Raw genomic sequence first — 18,075 nt, 5'->3', positions numbered from 1 at the left:
CGCCTCGCCTTCGCCGCCAGCCCGGTGGATGAATGTGGTCTGGGGGCTTACATGGTCCCGCGGAGCGAGTTCCCGGTGCGAATGAGGTAAAAGTGGGAAATCATGCCCCGGATTGCCAGCAGCGAGGTCGTCGTCCCCAAGTCCATGTCCTCCGAGGAGCGCGGGAAGCTCACCGACGCCCTCTATGAGGTGCACCGGCAGATCTTCGATGGTGTGGAGCGGGAGGCCTTCGCCAAGTACGTGGTGGACTCGAAGGCCGAGCACACGTGGATCCAGCTCCATAAGAACGAGGAAGGGGAGATCGTCGGCTACTTCGCCCTGCACATCTTCGACAAGCAGTTCGGAGGAGTGCCCACGTCCGTGCTCCGTGCGGAGGCGGGCTCACTGCGCGCCTACCGGGGCGGCAATGCCAACGCGCGCTTCGGGCTGAAGATGGTGGTGAACTACCTGCTGAAGCACCCGGGCCGGCGGGCGTTCTACCTGGGCTCCCTGGTGCACCCGTCCAGCTATTCGCTGTTCGCCAAGTATTTCGACGAGGTGTGGCCGCGGCGCGAGACGCAGGTGCCCCCGGAGTTGCTGGCCTTCATGGACGAGCTGGCCACGGAGTTCGGCCTGGAGCGGGTGGACCCGGCCAATCCCCTGGTGCGGCACGTGGGCTGGCGCACGCGCGAGACGGAGATGGAGCGGGAGTACTGGCTCCACAGCGACAAGCCCTCGGCGCGCTATTTCGTCGAGGCCAATCCGGGGTACGTCGAAGGTCACGGTCTGGTGACGGTGGTGCCCATCACCGTGTCCAACATCGCGAACATGATCCGCTCCATGGGGCAGCGGAAGCTGCGCCAGCCCATCCAGGCGACGGCCGCCCTGGTGCAGAAAACGTCGCTCGGCGCCCGCCTGCTGCGCCCCGAGGTGTTGCGGCAACTGCGCCGGGCCTCGCTCTTCTCGCACTTCGACGAGGCCACGCTGCGCGAGCTGGCCCGGCGCTCGGAGATCATCACCATCCCGGGCGGCAAGTACGTCTTCCACAGGGGTGACGCCAGCGACGAGATGTACCTGCTCGCCAGCGGCGCGGTCTACGTGCTGGCCGAGGGCGGCGAGCGCGAGAAGGTGGTGGATGAGCTCGGCAGCGGATCACTGTTCGGGGAGATCGCCATGCTCGCGGGCGAGCGCCGCTCCGCCTCCATCCGCACCGCTACGGCCTCGATGCTGGTGCGCATCCCCCGCTCGGCGCTGCTGCCGCTGATGGAGGCGAACGTCAGCCTCCGTCAGGGCGTGTGGCAGAAGTTCGCCGAGCGCCGCTTCGACGACCTGGCGCGCGGGCTCGACCGGTATGGGCACCTCGGGCGCAAGAGTCGGCTCGCCTGGGTCCAGCGCGGCCAGCACCGCGACCTGGCGGCGCAGGAGACGCTCCCCCTGGAGGCGGGCACCCACGTGTTCGTGCTGTCGGGGGTGCTGGAACTCGACCACGACGGGCTGTGGGTGGCCGCTCGTGGCTCCATGCTCCTGGAGGTGACGCGGCCCCTGCGGGTGCGGGCCCAGGAGCTCACGCGGCTCATCGTGCTGCCGCGCGAGTCCTCACCCGAGCCTCTACGCGCCGAGGTGTAGGGCTCCTCGGGTCCGGACTCCCTACCGCCGGCCCTGCTGCCGCCGCAGGGCTGCCTGGAGTACGGAGTCCTTCAGCAGGTAGCCGAAGCCGGCATTGCTCAGGCGCACCATCAGCTCGTCCCGGCTGGTGTTCAGGTGGGTCGCCGCGCGCTCCAGGTTCCAGTCCGCGAGCGAGAGCTGCTTGAGCAGATAGGCGCGCCGCGTCTGCGCCGCGGAGAGCCGGTACGTCTTCAGGTACTCGAGCGTACCGTCCGCGCGCATGATGAGCTCTCCAATGTGGTTCTCCTCCGAGGGCTTCAGGCTGGTGACGAAGCGCTGGAGGTGGAAGGGGCCCGCCTCGTAGATGGTGCTCGCGTGGACCTCCGCGCCGAAGACGCCTCCGGCCATGAAGCCCTGGAACTCCGCCCAATCCTTCCGCATCTGTTCGACCGCGGCCCGCAGGTCCCCGACCGAGGAGATCCGCCGCTCGTCGATGGAGAGCCCCATCGTGGGGACGTCCCCGAGGAAGCCGTACTGGAGCAGCAGGTCGCCGTAGAAGTCCTCCAGCAGCGTCCGGTGCAGCGCCCGGTAGTCCTCGGGGTGCGCGACGATGAAGGCGGACAGCAGCAGGTCTGCGTGGAAGATGAGCACCCCCACCTGTTGCTCGTGGATCTCGAAGATGCGCAGGGCCTCGTCGAAGGCCCCGTTCGCCCAGCCCGCCACGGACCACTCGCTCCGGGGATTCAAACCCTGGGAGAGCGCCTCTTGCGAGTACTCGGTCCACGCCACCTCCGGCCCGCCGAAGTGCAGGGAGAGCAGGCCCTCCATCGCCAGGTGCAGGGGCAGCAGCCGCAGCCGGTTCTTGTCCTCCCGGCGCGCCATGCGGTGCATCACCCGGATGGTGAACGGGCCCAGCTTCAGCACCTTGCCCTCGGGCTTGTGGAGCTGTGTCCCGACAACGGCGGCCGTGCTCCGGTTCCGGTCGTCCCACGACATCACCAGGCCGTGCGGCACATAGGAGATGTACTTGAGCCCGGGCTCCATCAGCCCGCCCTTCAGCGAGACGATGGTGAGATCCTCGTCATACGTCCGCCGGGCGAAGCGCAGGTCTCCCCGGACCTCGTCCCGGAGCACCGGCACCAGGCGGATGCCGCCCCACACCTGCGACGGTGCCAGCCGCAGGCCCGTGGGCAGGATGCGCTTCGTCTGAACGTCCGTCCGCGCCATCACGCCTCCTCCTCGTCGAGCGGCTCCCCGGGAGTTGCCTGGGGCTCGGCCGGCTCCCGGTTCCGCTGCCCGCGCTCCAGCAGACGCCGCACGCGCGCCGCGAGGTAGTCCTCGAGCTCCGACAACGGCGCCGTTCCCTCCGCGAAGCGCGCAAAGCCGAGCACCGTGGGCAGGTCCTCCGCATCCCTCACGCCCACCGTCGGCACCAGGGCCCCGATGCTCCGAGGGGCATAGAGCTCGGAAGCGAACACGGGGTTGGCATGCACGAGGGTCGTCCGGCGCGCCGGGTCCAGCTTCGTGCGGAAGATGCGCGTCACCTCGGCCACGGCGTTGGGCGGATCATTGTCGTAGCCGTCGGACACGACGACGACCAGGTCCGGCATCCAGTCCAGGGCATCCAGCAGCGGGGTGGTTAGATCGGTCTGACCACGGGCCGCCGTGAGGAGCGGTTGCTCGACCGGGTTCGTCCAGAAGGCGCGGTACTCGCGAGCCGAGGCGGACAGCAGGTAGTGCGCGGCGAGTGCCACCGCCAGCGGACGCCGGCGCTTCTCCGTGGAGCCCGAGGCGGAGTAGCTGTTGTCCAGCACCGCGGCCACCCGGCCCAGCGGCACCGAGGCCCGGCGCAGCGTGCGTGCCGCGGCCTGCTCCAGCGCGGTGTGCAGTTCGGCGTGCCGCTCCCTCCGCACCTCCGGCTTCAGGGAGAGCACGTAGAGCGTCAGCTTCGTGAGCGGCGCCCGCCCCAGGTCGATGGCGATGGCCCCGTCCTCGCGCGCCGCGGCCCCCTGCAGGCGCAGGCGCTCGGCGGCGGTGAGGCGCGGCTCGATGCGCTCAAGGAAGACGTCCCGGGGAATGCCGTGCTTGTGCGCGAGCCCCTCGGCGATGGTGAAGGGCAGCTCGAAGACGGCCGCCTGGTCGTAGTGGGCCTGGCGGAACTTCTCCAACAACGGCGTCGTGTACACGCGCTTGCGCCAGCCGTGGAACAGGAAGGGGTTGAGCTCGCCCGCCAGCTTCAGATGCCCGTGCGCCACCGCGGCCCGCACCTTGGCGCGGTACTTCACCGCGTCGAAGCCCAGGTCCGGCCGCCCCTCCAGGTACTCCTGGGCGATGGCCCGCGCCCGGCGGTTGTTGATGCGCCGCTCGCGCAACAGCTCCAGCACTCGGAAGGCCCGCTGCGGCGGCAGGGCCCGGAGCGCCGCCGCGATGAGCGCTCCCTCCTCGTGCCGATCCCCGGCTGGCGTCTGCTTCCCGCTGGCCAGCAGGTTGAGGATGATCTGCGCCTGGTTGAAGTGGTTGATGCCCGCCGCCAGCGTCCGGGCGTAGAGGCGCCGGTAGTTGCCCAGGATGTAGGCATGCAGGAAGTCGATAGAGACGGCCTGCCCGCGTGCGTCGTTGTAGAACTCGCGCTGCCCCGTGCACGAGAAGCACGCGTTCACGAACATCACCAGGTCTTCGCGGGCGACCTGCTCGGCGCGCACCAACGCCGCATCCATCGTGTTCCACCTTCCGTGAGCCTGTCCGGGGCTCGGGCGAAAAAGGGCCGCTCGGGGAAGGAGGACACGACCAGCTAGTCAAGCTCCAAAGGCTCGGTTCGGAAGTCGCATCACAGTCCCGCGAGCGGCCCCTTCAGCCTACCACGACGGGCCGCGCGTCGATTCCTGAACCGCCGACTCCGGCGGGGCGGGCTTCGCCTCGCGCGAGCGGCTGCCGTGGTGCCTGCCGTGAGGGACTCGTTCCGTGCCACCGCCTACTCCAGGAGCTCCACCGCGTCGCCCACGCGGATCTCCCCCGGGCGCCGCACGATGAGGTTCTGACCGAACATCACCCCGTTCTTGCCCCCCACGCGCCGGTAGGTGGAGAGGGTGCGCAGGGGCTCCTTCTGGGGATCGGCCCGGGCCGTCGTCGGGTCCACGGTCGTGAAGACGCAGCGGGCGCACGGCTTGACCACGGCCAGCTCGACGGAACCGATGCGCAGCCGCTTCCAGCCGTCCTCGGCGAAGGCCTCACAGCCATCCACCACGAGGTTGGGGCGGAAGCGGGTCATCGGCACGGGATGCTCCAGGCGCTGGTTGAGGTCCGCCAGCGAGGCCTCGGAGATGAGCAGCAGCGGGAATCCATCGGCGAAGCCAACCCGGTCCTCGGGCGCGGCGTACTCCGGATCCACTGGGCGCTGCATTCGCGCGTCCACGTGCATCAGGTGCGTGGGCTGACCGAGGTACTCGGAGAGCCACCGGTCCGCGTTGGCGCCAGCCCGGGCGGCCGAGCAGGTGTCCTTCCACACGGTGACGTCCAGGCGGGGCGCGTCGGCGGGTGGGACGGGCACCTCGAGGTCGGGCATGCCCGGGGCCGACAGGTGGAGACCCGACGGCCCAGGCACCGCCCTCACGAGCACGAGCGCGGGCAGCTCGCGTCCCGTCATGAAGGAGCCATCCGGGCGGACCGCCATCCACCGGCGATCATGCTGGATTCCGAGCGGCTCCACGATGGCGCGGGTCAACGGCACTCCCGCGCACGACTTGAGGGGATAGATGGTGAGCGAGGTCAGGGTCGGCACACCGCGTGTTCTGCCCCATCCCTGTTTGGACCGCACCAGATTGCAGCTGTCTTCGCGGGGGGCCGCGTACGGGAGGGCAGGCGGGTATCCGGCCCTGAAGGGGCATCCGTCATATTGGCACATCGTCCACCTTGACGGATGGACCCCTCCAGCGCTACTAGTAGGCCCACGATGACGCTCCACTCTCCGACGGCCACCGCTGCCGGGTGAGCTAGGGGCGTGCGACAACCCTTTTTGTCGTCTCTCTTCCCCCCAGCAGGTGCGGCCCGCCCTTGTCATGAGGTGCCGGGCCGTTTTTTTTCTGGAATCCCCATGTCCCCCTCCTCACCGCCGTCCCTCGCCATCACGCCGGAAGAGCTGAGTGCCGCATCGGCGGAGCTGTTCGATGCCTCCGCCGAGATGGTGCTCGCCTGGGTCGAGCGGAGGTTCGGCGCCCGCGCGGCGATCGCCTCCAGCTTCGGCGCCGAGGACATGGTCCTCATCGATCTCGCCCGCACCCACGCTCCGAGCGTGCGCCTGTTCACCCTCGATACGGGACGGCTCCCGCCGGAGACCTACGAGGTGATGGACGTGGTGCGCCGCCGATACGGCGTGGAGATCGAGACGTTCTTCCCGGAGCGCGCCCGCGTCGAGGTGCTCGAGTCCACCAAGGGGTACTTCTCCTTCAAGCGCAGCATCGAGGAGCGCAAGGAGTGCTGCGCCATCCGCAAGGTGGAGCCGCTCGGCCGCGCGCTGGCGGGGCGGGAGGCCTGGGTGACGGGGCTGCGCCGGGAGCAGTCCGTCACCCGCACCGCGGTCCAGGCGATCGCGACCGATGCGGAGCATGGGCTCGTGAAGGTGAGCCCGCTCGCGCGCTGGAGCTCCCGGGAGGTGTGGACGTACATCAAGGAGCACAGCGTCCCCTACAACGCGCTGCATGATCGCGGCTACCCGTCCATCGGGTGCGCGCCCTGCACGCGTGCGGTGAAGCCCTACGAGGACGAGCGCGCCGGGCGCTGGTGGTGGGAGTCGCCCGAGAACCGCGAGTGCGGACTGCACGTCCGCCGCTAGTTCCGACCCGCCGTCATGAGCACGTACGTGGACTTCCCCGTCTGCCTCCGCCTGCAGGGCAAGCGGGTCCTCCTGGTCGGGGCCGGGAACATCGCCGACGAGCGGAGCCAGCAGCTCGTGGAGGCGGGCGCCCGGCTGCGCGTGGTGGCCCCTGGCATCAGCGCGACGATCCGCCGCCTCGCCGACGAGGGCCGGCTGGAGCTGCTCGAGCGCGCCTATGCTCCAGGCGACGTGCGCGGGCAGGACGTCGTGTTCGTGGCCACGGATGATCGGCGGGTGAGCCAGGCCGTGGCGGACGAGGCGCACGCCCTGGGCATCTGGGTGAACACGGCGGACATTCCCGAGCTGTGCGACTTCACGCTGCCCTCGACGGGGCGGCGCGGCCCCATCGTCGTGGCGGTCTCCACCTCCGGACTCGCCCCCGCGCTGGCCCGGCAACTGCGGCAGCGGTTCCTGGAGCAGGTGCGCCCCGGGCATGTCCAGCTCGCGCGGCTCAGTGGATGGCTCCGCAAGCGGCTGCCTCGGGGCTCCGAGCGGATGCGGCTGCTGAAGCACCTGGTGGAGGGCGAGGCCGGGGAACTGCTCGCGCGGGGTCAGCGCCGGGCCGCCTGGGCCCGGGTGCGCGCCGCGCTCGAGACTTTTGGAGAGACGAGATGAGCAAGCAGCACGTCAACGGCAAGGTCTACCTGGTGGGGGCCGGTCCTGGAGATCCCTCCCTGCTCACGCTCCGAGCGGCCCAACTGCTCGCGGTCGCGGATGCGGTGGTCTACGACCGGCTCATCCACCCCGCGGTGTTGAAGCACGCCCGGGCCCGGGCCCGGCTCCTGTTCGTTGGCAAGGAGGGTGGGGGAGAGTCGGTGCCGCAGGAGGAGATCAACTCGCTGCTCATCTCCCAGGCGCGGCTGGGCCGCTCGGTGGTGCGGCTCAAGGGCGGAGACCCCTTCGTCTTCGGCCGCGGCGCCGAGGAGGCACTCGCGCTGGAGGCGGCGGGCATCTCCTATGAAGTGGTGCCCGGTGTCTCCAGCGGCCTGGCGGCTCCCGCGGCGGCGGCGATTCCCGTCACCCACCGGGGCGTCTCGGGCTCGGTGACGTTCGCCACCGGGCACCGGGCCGGGAAGGCGCCGGACTGGGCGCACCTGGCCGGGGCGGAGACGCTCGTGCTGTTCATGGCCGGCAGCAGGCTGGAAGAGGCGACGCTCGCGCTCATCGCCGCGGGGCGCGCTCCCAACACCCCGGCCGCCATCGTGGAGGCGGGCACCTGGGAGCACCAGCGGGTGATCGAAGCCCCGCTCGCGGCCATCGCCTCGCGCGCCCGTGAGGCCTCCGTCGGCTCGCCGGCCCTGCTCGTGGTGGGCGAGGTCGTCTCCCTGCGCTCCCAGCTCCGCTCGCTGGTCGAGTCGCGGTCCGTGGTGTCCGAGCGTGAGCGGTTCCTGAAGGCGGAGGCTGGCCATGAGTGAGACCCTGTCCGCACGGCTCTCCCACCTCGCGGTGCTCGAGGCGGAGAGCATCCACATCATCCGCGAGACGGCGGCCGAGTTCGCCAACCCGGTGATGCTCTACAGCATCGGCAAGGACTCGCAGGTGCTGCTGCACCTGGCGCGCAAGGCCTTCTACCCGGCGCCCCTGCCGTTCCCGCTGCTCCACGTGGACACCACCTGGAAGTTCCGGGAGATGTACGCGTTCCGCGATCAGTTCGTGGCGAAGCATGGCCTGAAGCTGCTCGTGCACCAGAACAAGAAGGCGATCGCCGAGGGGATGAACCCCTTCGACCATACCAGCCAGAAGTACACGCACGCGATGAAGACGCAGGCGCTGCTCGAGGCCCTCGCGCAGAACGGCTTCGACGCGGCCTTCGGCGGTGCCCGGCGCGACGAGGAGAAGTCCCGCGCCAAGGAGCGCGTCTACTCCTTCCGGGACCGCCACGGGCAGTGGGAGCCGCGCAAGCAGCGGCCCGAGCTGTGGAACCTCTACAACGGACGCATCGACGCGGGCGAGAGCATGCGCGTCTTCCCGCTCTCCAACTGGACCGAGCTGGATGTCTGGCACTACGTCCTCAAGGAGCGCATCCCGGTGGTTCCGCTGTACTTCGCCGCCGAGCGCCCCGTGGTGAACCGCAACGGCCAGTGGCTCATGGTGGATGACGAGCGCATGCGGCTGCGTCCGGGCGAGCGTCCCGTGCAGAAGCGGGTGCGTTTCCGCACCCTGGGCTGCTACCCGCTGAGCGGTGCAATCGAGTCCTCCGCTGCCACGGTCGAGGACGTCATCTCCGAGATGCTGGAGGCCCGCGTGTCGGAGCGCCAGGGCCGCCTCATCGACTACGACGAAGAAGGCTCGATGGAGCTCAAGAAGCGCGAGGGGTATTTCTAATGGCCGCCGCACCGCAGCTTCAGGACACGAATGACATCCAGCGGCTCCTCACCGAGCACTACGAGAAGGAGCTGCTGCGCCTGGTGGTGGTGGGCTCGGTGGACGATGGAAAGTCCACGCTGATCGGCCGGCTCCTCTACGAGTGCAATGGCCTCTTCGAGGACCAGGTCGCCGCGGTGAAGCGCGCCAGCGCGGGCGAGGAGATCGACTTCTCGCTCTTCACCGATGGCCTCAAGGCCGAGCGCGAGCAGGGCATCACCATCGACGTGGCCTACCGCTACTTCTCCACGCGCCGGCGCAAGGTGATCGTCGCCGACACGCCGGGACACCTGCAGTACACGCGCAACATGGCCACCGGCGCCTCCACTGCCGACGCGGCGGTCATCCTGGTGGACGCGCGCCTGGGCATCCTCCCGCAGACGCGGCGGCACGCGTACATCGCCTCGTTGCTGGGGATTCCCTACCTGGCGGTGTCCATCAACAAGATGGACCTGATGGGCTTTGACCCCGCCGTCTACGAGCGCCTCACGACGGAGTTCGATGCGTTCGCCCGCACGCTCGGCTTCGAGCAGGTCCGCTACTTCCCCATCAGCGCGCGCGGGGGCGACAACATCACCCAGCCGAGCGCCCGCACGCCGTGGCATGACGGCGAGACGCTCCTCGGGTGGTTGGAGTCGCTGCCGCACCAGCGCCGGTTGGATGGCGCGCCCTTCCGCTTCCCCGTCCAGTACGTGCTGCGGCCGAACCTGGACTACCGCGGGTTCGCCGGGCAGATCGCCTCGGGCACCGTGCGCGTGGGCGACGAGGTGGCCGTCTTCCCCTCGAAGCGGCGCACGCGCATCGCCTCCATCGACACCTTCGACGCCAGCCTCCGGGAGGCCAGCGCGCCGTCCTCGGTGACCCTGCGCCTGACCGATGAGGTGGACATCAGCCGGGGAGATCTCATCGCCCATGCCGAGAAGCCTCCGGTGGCGCTCCAGTACCTGGAGGCCATGCTGGTGTGGTTCGGCGAGGAGCGCCTGGACCCTACGCGCCGCTACCTCGTGAAGCACACCTCGAAGTACGTCCCGGCCCACATCGAGCAGGTGCTCTGGCGCAAGGACCTGGAGGCCCTCTCCGAGGTCCCCGCCGAGTCCCTGTCGCTCAATGACATCGGCAAGGTCCGCGTCGTCTGCAAGCGTCCGTTGATCTGCGACCCCTACCAGGACAACCGGAAGACCGGTGCCTTCATCGTCGTCGACCCGCTCACCAACGACACGGTCGCCGCGGGGATGATCCTCGGCGCCGTGGGAGACGAGGGAGGCCAGGAGACCCGGTCCCTCATCTCCTCGGAGGAGCGGCGCGCACGTCTCGGGCAGTCGGGCGCGGTGGTGCTCCTGACGGGGACTCCCGAGGTGCGGGAGTCGGCGCTTCGCCTGGAGCGGGCCCTGTTCGACCTGGGTCGGCATGTGGTCACCGTCCGCGGCGACGCGGAGACCGCTCTCGCGCTGGCCGAGGCGGGGCTGCTCGCCATCCTCTACACCCCCGTTCCCCAGGCGCGGCTGGGGCTGCGTGACCAGCTCCGGGGTGCCGGCATCCCCTCGGTGGAACTGGATCCCTCCCACGACCTGGAGCGCCAGGTGAAGCAGATCCTGGATGCGCAGGAGACGACCTCGTGACCTCTCCCGTGAATCCCTCCGCCATTCCCGCCCTGGCCGCGCCGCTCGGCGAGGAGAAGGGCGCATTGGTGCAGCGCCTCGTCGACGGACTCGATTCCCCGTCGCTCACCTGGCTGAGCGGGTACTTCGCCGGGCTCGCGGCCCGGCAGCTCCCCGCCTCGGCCCCGGCCCCGCAGCCCGCGCCGGTGGTGCAGGCCTCGCCCCAGGGCTCGCTGACCATCGTCTATGGCACCCAGACCGGAAACAGCCGGCTGCTCGCCGAGCGCCTGAAGCAGCGCGCCGAGGCCGCCGGGCTCGCCGTGCGCAGTGTCCGCGCCAGTGAGTATCCCGTGCGCGAACTGAAGAACGAGCGGCTCCTGTACGTGGTCATCAGCACCCAGGGCGATGGCGATCCGCCCGATGATGCGCGCGGCTTCGTCGAGTTCGTGTTGAGCAAGCGCGCTCCGGCGCTCGGAGAGCTCCGGTTCGCGGTGCTGGCGCTGGGCGACTCCAGCTACCCCAAGTACTGCGAGGTCGGCCGCGTCCTCGACGAGCGCTTCGCCCAGCTCGGGGCCACGCGGCTGTTCGCACGCGCTGACTGTGACGTGGACTTCGAGCCCGTCGCCGAGCCCTGGCTCGTTCAGGCCCTGGAGCGCGCGAAGACGGAGATCGGACCGCAGCCCGCGCTGGCGACCGTCACGCCACTGCGAAGCGTCCCAGCGTCGCCCACCTTCAGCCGCGAGAATCCCTATCCGTCCCAGGTGCTCGCCAACCAGCGCATCACCGGACGCGGGGCCCTCAAGGACGTGCGCCACCTGGAGCTGTCTCTGGAGGGCTCGGGCCTCACCTACGAGCCGGGTGATGCGCTCGGCGTGGTGCCGCGCAATCCGCCGGAGCTGGTCGAGGCCGTGCTTTCCGAGCTGCGGCTCGATGGTGCCACCGAGGTGACTCGCGAAGGCCGCGCCCAGCCATTGAAGCGGTGGCTCTCGGAGGGGCTGGAGATCACCCGCGTGAGCCGTCCGTTCCTCGCGGCCCACGCCGAGCGCGCTGGCAAGGCGGAGCTCCAGCGTCTGCTCACTCCGGAGGGCGGCGAGGCCCTGCGTGCGGTGCTCGCCAGCCATCAGGTCATCGACCTGCTCCGTGCGCATCCCGCGAAGTGGGGAGCGGAGGAGCTGGTGGGCGCGTTGCGCCGCCTGACGCCGCGGCTCTATTCGATCTCCTCCAGCAAGAAGCGGGCAGGGGAGGAGGTCCACATCACGGTGGCCCTGGTGGAGTACGAGGCCTTCGGCTCGCGCCACCTGGGGGCCGCCTCGAGCTACCTGGCGACGCGCGAGGCCGGCCAAGATCTGGTGGACGTCTTCATCGAGGCCAACGACCGGTTCCGCCTCCCGAAGGAGCCGAGCCGCGACATCATCATGATCGGCCCTGGCACGGGCGTGGCTCCCTTCCGCGCCTTCGTGCAGGAGCGCGCCGAGACCGGAGCGAGTGGCCGCAACTGGCTCTTCTTCGGCGAGCAGCACTTCCGCACCCAGTTCCTCTACCAGCTCGAGTGGCAGGAGGCCGTCAAGAAGGGGGAGCTGCATCGGCTCGACGTGGCCTTCTCGCGAGACCAGGGCCAGAAGGTCTACGTCCAGCACCGCCTGCGCGAGAAGGGCCGCGAGGTCTACGACTGGTTGCAGGGCGGTGCCCACCTCTACGTCTGCGGCGATGCCAACCGCATGGCACCGGACGTCCATGACGCGTTGATCGACATCATCGCGACCCACGGCGGCAAGAGCCGCGAGGACGCGAAGGCCCACCTCGAATCCCTGCGCGAGCAGCAGCGCTACCTGCGCGACGTCTACTGAGAGAGACCTCATGAGCAGCAGCAAGAATCCGACGACTCCGGCCCTTTCCGAGGTGGAGCACATCAAGGCGCGCAGCCGCCTGCTGCGGGGCACCTTGGTGGAGAGCCTCGCCGATCCGCTCACCGGAGCCATCGCCCCGGCGGACACGCAGCTCATCAAGTTCCACGGCAGCTACCAGCAGGACGACCGCGACATCCGCGAGGAGCGCCGGCAGCAGAAGCTCGAGCCGGCCTACAGCTTCATGATCCGCACCCGCCTGCCGGGTGGCGTGTGCACCCCGAAGCAGTGGCTGGCCCTGGACGAGCTCGCCCGCACCCATGCCAACGGGACGCTGCGGCTGACCACGCGCCAGGCCTTCCAACTGCACGGCGTGCTGAAGACGGACCTGAAGACCACCATCGCGGGCATCAACGCCACGTTGCTCGACACCATCGCCGCGTGCGGTGACGTCAACCGCAACGTGATGTGCAATCCCAACCCGGTGGAGTCTCGTGCGCACGAGGTGGTGCACCAGTGGTCCGTCCGCCTCTCCGAGCACCTGCGCCCCAGGACTCGCGCCTATTACGAGATCTGGCTGGACGAGGAGAAGGTCGCGGGCGTCGAGGAGGAGGAGCCCATCTATGGCTCCACCTACCTGCCTCGGAAGTTCAAGGCGGCCATCGTGGTTCCGCCCCTCAATGACGTGGATGTCTACTCGCAGGACCTGGGCTTCATCGCCATCCTCGAGAAGGGTGAGGTGGTGGGCTTCAACGTGGCCGTCGGCGGAGGCATGGGCGCCACGCACGGGGACAACGCGACCTTCCCCCGGCTCGCGGATGTGATTGGCTTCATCCGCCCCGAGCAGTTGCTCGAGGTCGCGGAGAACGTGGTGAAGGTCCAGCGTGACTTCGGAGACCGCACCAATCGCAAACACGCGCGTCTGAAGTACACCATTGAAGACCGGGGGATTGCCTGGTTCGTCTCCGAGCTGGAGAAGCGGCTCGGTTATTCATTGCAGCCCGCGCGCCCGGTCGTGTTCGAGCACAATGGCGACCGCTTCGGGTGGATCCAGGGGCATGACGGCCGCTGGAGCCTGACGCTCTTCATCGAGAGCGGCCGGGTGGCGGATCGCGAGGGCCAGCGGTTCCTGACGGGACTGCGGGAGGTCGCCAGGGTGCACAAGGGCGACTTCCGGCTCACGCCCAACCAGAACCTGATCCTCGCGGGCATCGCGCCGGAGGACCGTCCGGCCATCGAGGCCCTGCTCGAGACGCATGGGATCACGGGCGCCCAGCGCGCCAGCCCCCTGCGCAAGAACGCGCTCGCGTGCGTGGCCCTGCCGACGTGCGCCCTGGCCATGGCCGAGGCCGAGCGCTACCTGCCGCACCTGGTGGGGTTGCTGGAGGAGCGTCTGGCGGCCCACGGGCTGACCAAGGAGAACATCCTCCTGCGCATCACCGGATGCCCGAATGGCTGCGCCCGGCCGTACCTCGCGGAGATCGCCCTCGTGGGCAAGGCCCCGGGCCGCTACAACCTGTTCCTCGGAGGCGATCAAAGAGGTCAGCGCCTCAACCGTTTGTACCGCGAGAACATCGACGAAGCGGGCATTCTGGCCGCGCTCGAACCGCTGTTCGCCGCGTATGCTCGCGACCGGCAGCCCGGTGAAGGGTTTGGTGACTTCACCGTGCGCACGGGTCACGTCGCCGCACGGGCGTGAGGGGGGGCACTTCTCATTCAGCATCTCCCTGCCGAAGGCTTCCTCACAAAGTGGCCATCGGGCAGGGTACACCGGGGGAATCAATCTTGAGACTCGCTGCCCTCTGCCTGGGCCTGCTGCTCGCAGCGCCCGCAGCTGCCAGTTCTATAGAGGACGCAACCTGTGGGAGTCCTTTAGCGCCTGTGGCACGGATGCCCGGCTCGGAGAAGCTGTGCCGGGCCTCCATTCGCTCCATTTCGGAATTGCCAGCTTCATCCTCCGCGGAGCTGCGCGCCCTGCTCACGCCCGAGAACCTGGCCACCATGACGGCCCTGACATCGGTCTGGCTGGGGACCCAGGGCGTTCCAGTAGCTGGCGAGGCGGTGGATGCAGCACTGGTGTCGTTAGGGGTGGTTCTGGTCGCGATACAGGCGAGAGAGGTTTCCAACTCGCTCTGGATGTTCGCCAACCGCGCGCTCACAGCACGCACGGACGACGACCTGAAGGCAGCAGCCCTATCCTTGAGTCAAGCTATCTCGAAGGTGGGTGTCAACGTAGTCGCCTTCGTGCTGACAAAAAAGGTGGTGAGCAAAGTTTCCAAGTCCCGGCCACCTCCACCTGAGCCACCCGCCGTCACCCCCGAAGGGGTGGTTATTTCTGACGTGAGTACACCACGGGCTCCAGCGCGCTCGGCTGCGCCGGCTGCGGCAGTGGGCGGGGCCCACTCTCAGTCCACGGCAGGGCCGACAAGTGGTGATCGGGTTGTCGCGCCGAAGCAGGTGGAGCCGAAAGCGTTCGCTTCATGGATTGAGCAGGCCGAGAAACATCCTGTCCGTGAAAACTCCCCCGCTTCTCAGTACCAAATCAAGCAGGCTGGTCCGAATGAAGTCGAAGTGTCGGGCGGGGGCAGGGAGATTCGAGCAGATGGTGCCCGCGCAGGCGATGCACACCTGTTGGAGGTCAAGCATGTGGATAATCCAGCGACGAGTCCTTACGTTCCAGGCTCGACGTGCAATGAAAAGGTTCGAGGTATCGTTCGCGCCGAACTGCTCAGTCAACTTCGCCGCTATGCTGCCGTGATCCTGGATCCAGCAACTCCTGTTGTCGCACTCGAGCTCATCACCAATGAGGCCCGAGCCCTACCGTATTTCGAGGCGTTGCTGGTGGAGGCAGAAGTTCCAGGCCGCGTCGTCGTGCGGCCCTGACTGCAGATGCACATGAGCTGCGAACGGAGACGCCATCATGGACTACTTCCTCATGGCCCGGGATGATTGGCGCATTCAGACCGAAAGGTTCGTGGAGCTCCTGGCCTCAGAGTGGCCCGCAGTCAAGCTGAAGCTCATTCCGGACCCTCAGGACAACCACGCCGTGGAGTTCCGGCTGCCCATGAAGGAATCAATGGTCCTGGGCGCGCTCAATCGAGAGGGGTCGGCCATCATCTACTATGGGGCCCTCCGCGACTGCGCTGAATTCGCTCTTTGGTATCAATCCGTCGTCCCAGAGGCTCAACCCTTCTTGCTCTTCGATGAGGGGTACAACTGCAGCATCGAGCTCAAGCCGGAGACAACCGCCGAGGAGATCATCCGCGCGTTGGGAGGCGGGCCTTCAACGTCTTGAAAACATAGCGATGGCTGAGCTGCTGTTCGATGCGTATGCTCGCGACCGGCTCATGGGAGAAGCGTGAGCCGCTGACCCTCACGCCGTTGGCTGATGATGCGCATCCTCTTCCACATCCAGACCTCACCCTTCGCCCGCCGTACCCGCCTCGCACTCGCACACAAGGGACTCACCGTCGAGCTGCGCAACGTGCGTGTCCACCCGGAGTTCGCCGAGGAGTCGCGCCGCCTCTCCCCGCTCAAGACGACCCCCGTCCTCGTCGAGGAGGATGGGCGTGTCCTCGGGGACTCGACCGCGATCTCCCACTACCTGGATCGGGCCTAACCTTCGGCTCCGCGGCTCTGGCCGTCGGAGCCCGAGGATGCGCTCGCCGTCTTCGAGATCGCCTCGCTCGTCGACGTCGCCCAGAACGGAGTCGCTGATATCGGGGCCCGGTACTACGCGCTTCACACCTCCGAGGCCTGGAGTGCCGTGAAGACCGAGGCGGTGGATCGCATCCAGCGCGCGCTGGATGCACTGGGCCAGCGCGTCTCGGCGCTCTCGCGCCCCACCATCGCCCGGAGTGGCTGGTCGGCCGCGGACATGTGGCTCGTCGCCGCGGAGCACTGGTTCGCCACGATGCCCGAGCGTGCGCTGAAGTTCCCCGTGATCGAGCAGATGCTCTCGCTCGGCTGGCGCCTGCCCCCGGAGCTCTCCCGCTGGGCCGATCAGCACCGCGACCGGCCCGATGTGAGAGCCCTCGATTAGCCGTTCCCCGTGGGCTTCGGGCGCTTGTAGATGTCCGGGTCGGTGATCTCCATGAAGATCTCCGGCCGCGCCGCGGGAGACCATCCCACCTTGCGGTAGAGGCCGGCCGCGGTGCTCGTGGCCAGCATCCAGCGGCGGAAGCCCTGCAGGTCTGGATGCGCGTGGACCGCTTCCATCAGCCACCGCGAGAGCCCCTGGCCCCGGTACTCCTCGAGGATGAACACGTCCGCCAGATAGGCGAACGTCGCGAAGTCCGTGGTGACGCGCGCCATGCCAATCTGACTTCCGCTCTTGTAGAGCCCGAAGGGGAAGGAATTGGCCAGGGACCGCTGGACTGTCTCTCGAGGGATGCCCGCGGCCCAGGTGGACCTCGTCAGGTACCCATGAATGACATCCAGGTCCAGCAGGGCGGGGTGGGTGCTGATGAGGTAGTCCTCACGCTTCCATTCGAGGAGCGTGGGCTGCACGCGAAAGGGCTCAAGCTGCATGGGAGAACTCCTTCATGCAGCCGAGCGTGCACCTTCTCTCCTGTCAACTCAATCCAGATTCTTCAGGTGGACGGACAGGTTCGTGTCGCTGCTGCCCAGAGTGCTCGCGTCGTCGGTGGGAATGACATAGCCCTGGTCGGCTCCGACGTGCTTCCGGTAGTAATCCACCACTCCCGGATCCTGGACGTTGGACGTGGTGCTCTTCTTGATGCCGTAGGCATTGCCATCGGCATTCTTTGCCTTGATCGAGTCAGGCGCGGACCCGAGGAGGTCGTCCATCGTGCCGGACAGCCGGCCGCCTTCCTCCGGCTGGATGGTCATGGCGGCGTTGTTTCCCTCGATGTAGCTCACGTCGTAATACGTCTGGTTGCTGCCACCGTTGAACTTGACCTCACCGAGCGTGGCCGCCGTCCCATCGCCAGCCGTGCTGCGGAAGTTGCCGGACCAGCCCTCGGGGAACTGCTGTGTCAGGGTTTCACCGGGCTTCAGCGTCAGGGACGCGATTTCCTTGTCACCGGCGTTCGGCGTGAACTTGACGGTCATCGGCGAGGTGCCGTCGTTGGTGAAGGTCATCGTGTTGCCAGTCTTTGGTCCGCCGCCAGCCGGAGCCGCTGCCTGCTGTGGCTTGGAGACATTCTTCTGCGCTTCCGGCTTCTGCGCTTCCGCCTTCGGCAGTTCCTGCCTGGTGAGCGGAGCCGCCTCGAGACCTGGTGCGCCCTCTTCCCCGCCGCCAATCTCAGGCACGCCGCCATCCGCGCCGCCAATCTCAGGCACCTCGACTCCCTTGCAGGCACCGCTCAGGCCGCTCAGCGGCGATTCCTGGCCCGACAGACCCTGGCCACCGGCACCGCCCTCGCCGCTCAACATGCTCGCGGACGCGGCCAGCACCTGCGCCAGCTGAGAGAGCATTTGCGCCACCGCCTCCAGTCCGCCTGCCTTCTGCGGGCTCATCGGAGAGTCGAAGCCATCGGCCTGGAACAGTTGCCCCAGGGAGTTGCCCGTCTGCGTGCCCTGGAGGTCCGGCATGCCCTGGGTCGGGGCGGAGACCGGCTCGGCGGTGGGGGTACGCAGCTGGGATGGGCTGAACAGGGGCGAGTTCGAGACGGGCGACAGAGCCATGACGGGAGCTCCTCGAGAGTGAAGGGGAAGTGCACGCTCACGAGTCCGCGGCACGTAGGGACGTAGAGCAGGAGGTGTGCCAGGGCCCGTTGGGGCCTTTCGGGCCGCAGAAGGCCCGTGCCCCCCTCAAAAGCCCTCCATCAGGGGGTTCTGGTGACCGCCGTCA

17 protein-coding genes are annotated in these 18,075 nt (G+C 68.4%); 12 read left to right on the top strand and 5 right to left on the bottom strand.

Translation table 11 applies throughout. The annotated features are described in order from the left end of the window. Nucleotides 1-102 precede the first annotated feature (102 nt). Nucleotides 103-1,605, top strand: coding sequence for a cyclic nucleotide-binding domain-containing protein (locus DAT35_RS50285; RefSeq protein ID WP_108076619.1), 1,503 nt, complete (start codon nt 103-105; stop codon nt 1,603-1,605). Nucleotides 1,606-1,626: 21 nt separating this feature from the next. Here the strand turns inward: DAT35_RS50285 and DAT35_RS50280 are convergent, their stop codons facing one another. From DAT35_RS50280 to DAT35_RS50270, 3 genes are all read right to left on the bottom strand, one after another. Beyond that, nucleotides 1,627-2,811, bottom strand: coding sequence for a hypothetical protein (locus tag DAT35_RS50280; RefSeq protein WP_108076618.1), 1,185 nt, complete (start codon nt 2,809-2,811; stop codon nt 1,627-1,629). Continuing rightward, a complete protein-coding gene (locus DAT35_RS50275; RefSeq protein WP_108076617.1) occupies nt 2,811-4,301 on the bottom strand; it encodes a hypothetical protein in 1,491 nt (496 codons plus the stop codon). Before DAT35_RS50275 ends, DAT35_RS50280 begins: the two co-directional genes overlap by 1 nt. A gap of 254 nt (nt 4,302-4,555) precedes the next feature. Beyond that, nucleotides 4,556-5,362 carry an MOSC domain-containing protein gene (locus DAT35_RS50270; protein ID WP_199243248.1) on the bottom strand — a complete coding sequence of 269 codons (807 nt, stop codon included), beginning with the start codon at nt 5,360-5,362 and terminating at the stop codon, nt 4,556-4,558. Nucleotides 5,363-5,674: 312 nt separating this feature from the next. On the opposite strand from DAT35_RS50270, the gene DAT35_RS50265 reads away from it, so the two are divergent. The 11 genes from DAT35_RS50265 (at nt 5,675) to DAT35_RS61530 (ending at nt 16,302) form a co-directional block, all read left to right on the top strand. After that, a complete protein-coding gene (locus DAT35_RS50265; RefSeq protein WP_108076615.1) occupies nt 5,675-6,412 on the top strand; it encodes a phosphoadenylyl-sulfate reductase in 738 nt (245 codons plus the stop codon). Nucleotides 6,413-6,427: 15 nt separating this feature from the next. Next, a complete protein-coding gene (locus DAT35_RS50260) occupies nt 6,428-7,069 on the top strand; it encodes a bifunctional precorrin-2 dehydrogenase/sirohydrochlorin ferrochelatase (protein WP_108076614.1) in 642 nt (213 codons plus the stop codon). After that, nucleotides 7,066-7,869, top strand: a complete 804-nt coding sequence (gene cobA / locus DAT35_RS50255) for a uroporphyrinogen-III C-methyltransferase (protein ID WP_108076613.1) — start codon at nt 7,066-7,068, stop codon at nt 7,867-7,869. The genes DAT35_RS50260 and cobA overlap by 4 nt, the downstream gene beginning before the upstream one ends. Further along, nucleotides 7,862-8,779 (top strand): sulfate adenylyltransferase subunit CysD, encoded by a 918-nt coding sequence (gene cysD, locus DAT35_RS50250; RefSeq protein WP_108076612.1) that lies wholly within the window; start codon nt 7,862-7,864, stop codon nt 8,777-8,779. The genes cobA and cysD overlap by 8 nt, the downstream gene beginning before the upstream one ends. Continuing rightward, entirely contained in the window at nt 8,779-10,437 is a 1,659-nt protein-coding gene (locus tag DAT35_RS50245) for a GTP-binding protein (RefSeq protein ID WP_108076611.1), read from the top strand. Before cysD ends, DAT35_RS50245 begins: the two co-directional genes overlap by 1 nt. Then, nucleotides 10,434-12,263 (top strand): assimilatory sulfite reductase (NADPH) flavoprotein subunit, encoded by a 1,830-nt coding sequence (locus DAT35_RS50240; protein WP_108076609.1) that lies wholly within the window; start codon nt 10,434-10,436, stop codon nt 12,261-12,263. The genes DAT35_RS50245 and DAT35_RS50240 overlap by 4 nt, the downstream gene beginning before the upstream one ends. 10 nt (nt 12,264-12,273) lie before the next feature. Continuing rightward, nucleotides 12,274-13,959, top strand: coding sequence for an assimilatory sulfite reductase (NADPH) hemoprotein subunit (gene cysI, locus DAT35_RS50235; protein WP_108076607.1), 1,686 nt, complete (start codon nt 12,274-12,276; stop codon nt 13,957-13,959). Between the two features lie 191 nt (nt 13,960-14,150). Next, the gene (locus DAT35_RS58540) at nt 14,151-15,143 is read left to right on the top strand and encodes a restriction endonuclease fold toxin-2 domain-containing protein (RefSeq protein WP_146210212.1); all 993 of its coding nucleotides are present in this window, start codon (nt 14,151-14,153) and stop codon (nt 15,141-15,143) included. Nucleotides 15,144-15,180: 37 nt separating this feature from the next. Beyond that, entirely contained in the window at nt 15,181-15,555 is a 375-nt protein-coding gene (locus DAT35_RS50230) for a hypothetical protein (protein WP_108076605.1), read from the top strand. A gap of 93 nt (nt 15,556-15,648) precedes the next feature. Then, entirely contained in the window at nt 15,649-15,879 is a 231-nt protein-coding gene (locus DAT35_RS61535) for a glutathione S-transferase N-terminal domain-containing protein (RefSeq protein WP_233262187.1), read from the top strand. A 147-nt stretch (nt 15,880-16,026) separates the two neighbouring features. Continuing rightward, a complete protein-coding gene (locus DAT35_RS61530) occupies nt 16,027-16,302 on the top strand; it encodes a hypothetical protein (RefSeq protein WP_233262186.1) in 276 nt (91 codons plus the stop codon). Here DAT35_RS61530 and DAT35_RS50220 read toward each other — a convergent pair. Together DAT35_RS50220 and DAT35_RS50215 are read right to left on the bottom strand one after the other, a co-directional pair. Next, nucleotides 16,299-16,790 (bottom strand): GNAT family N-acetyltransferase, encoded by a 492-nt coding sequence (locus DAT35_RS50220; RefSeq protein ID WP_108076603.1) that lies wholly within the window; start codon nt 16,788-16,790, stop codon nt 16,299-16,301. The two genes, DAT35_RS61530 and DAT35_RS50220, sit on opposite strands and share 4 nt — an antisense overlap. Nucleotides 16,791-16,838: 48 nt before the next feature. Continuing rightward, nucleotides 16,839-17,909 (bottom strand): hypothetical protein, encoded by a 1,071-nt coding sequence (locus DAT35_RS50215; RefSeq protein WP_108076601.1) that lies wholly within the window; start codon nt 17,907-17,909, stop codon nt 16,839-16,841. Between the last annotated feature and the right edge of the window lie 166 nt (nt 17,910-18,075).

This window comes from Vitiosangium sp. GDMCC 1.1324 (assembly GCF_003044305.1).
GTDB lineage: Bacteria > Myxococcota > Myxococcia > Myxococcales > Myxococcaceae > Archangium.
This window is presented reverse-complemented; position numbering and strand designations above follow the sequence as displayed.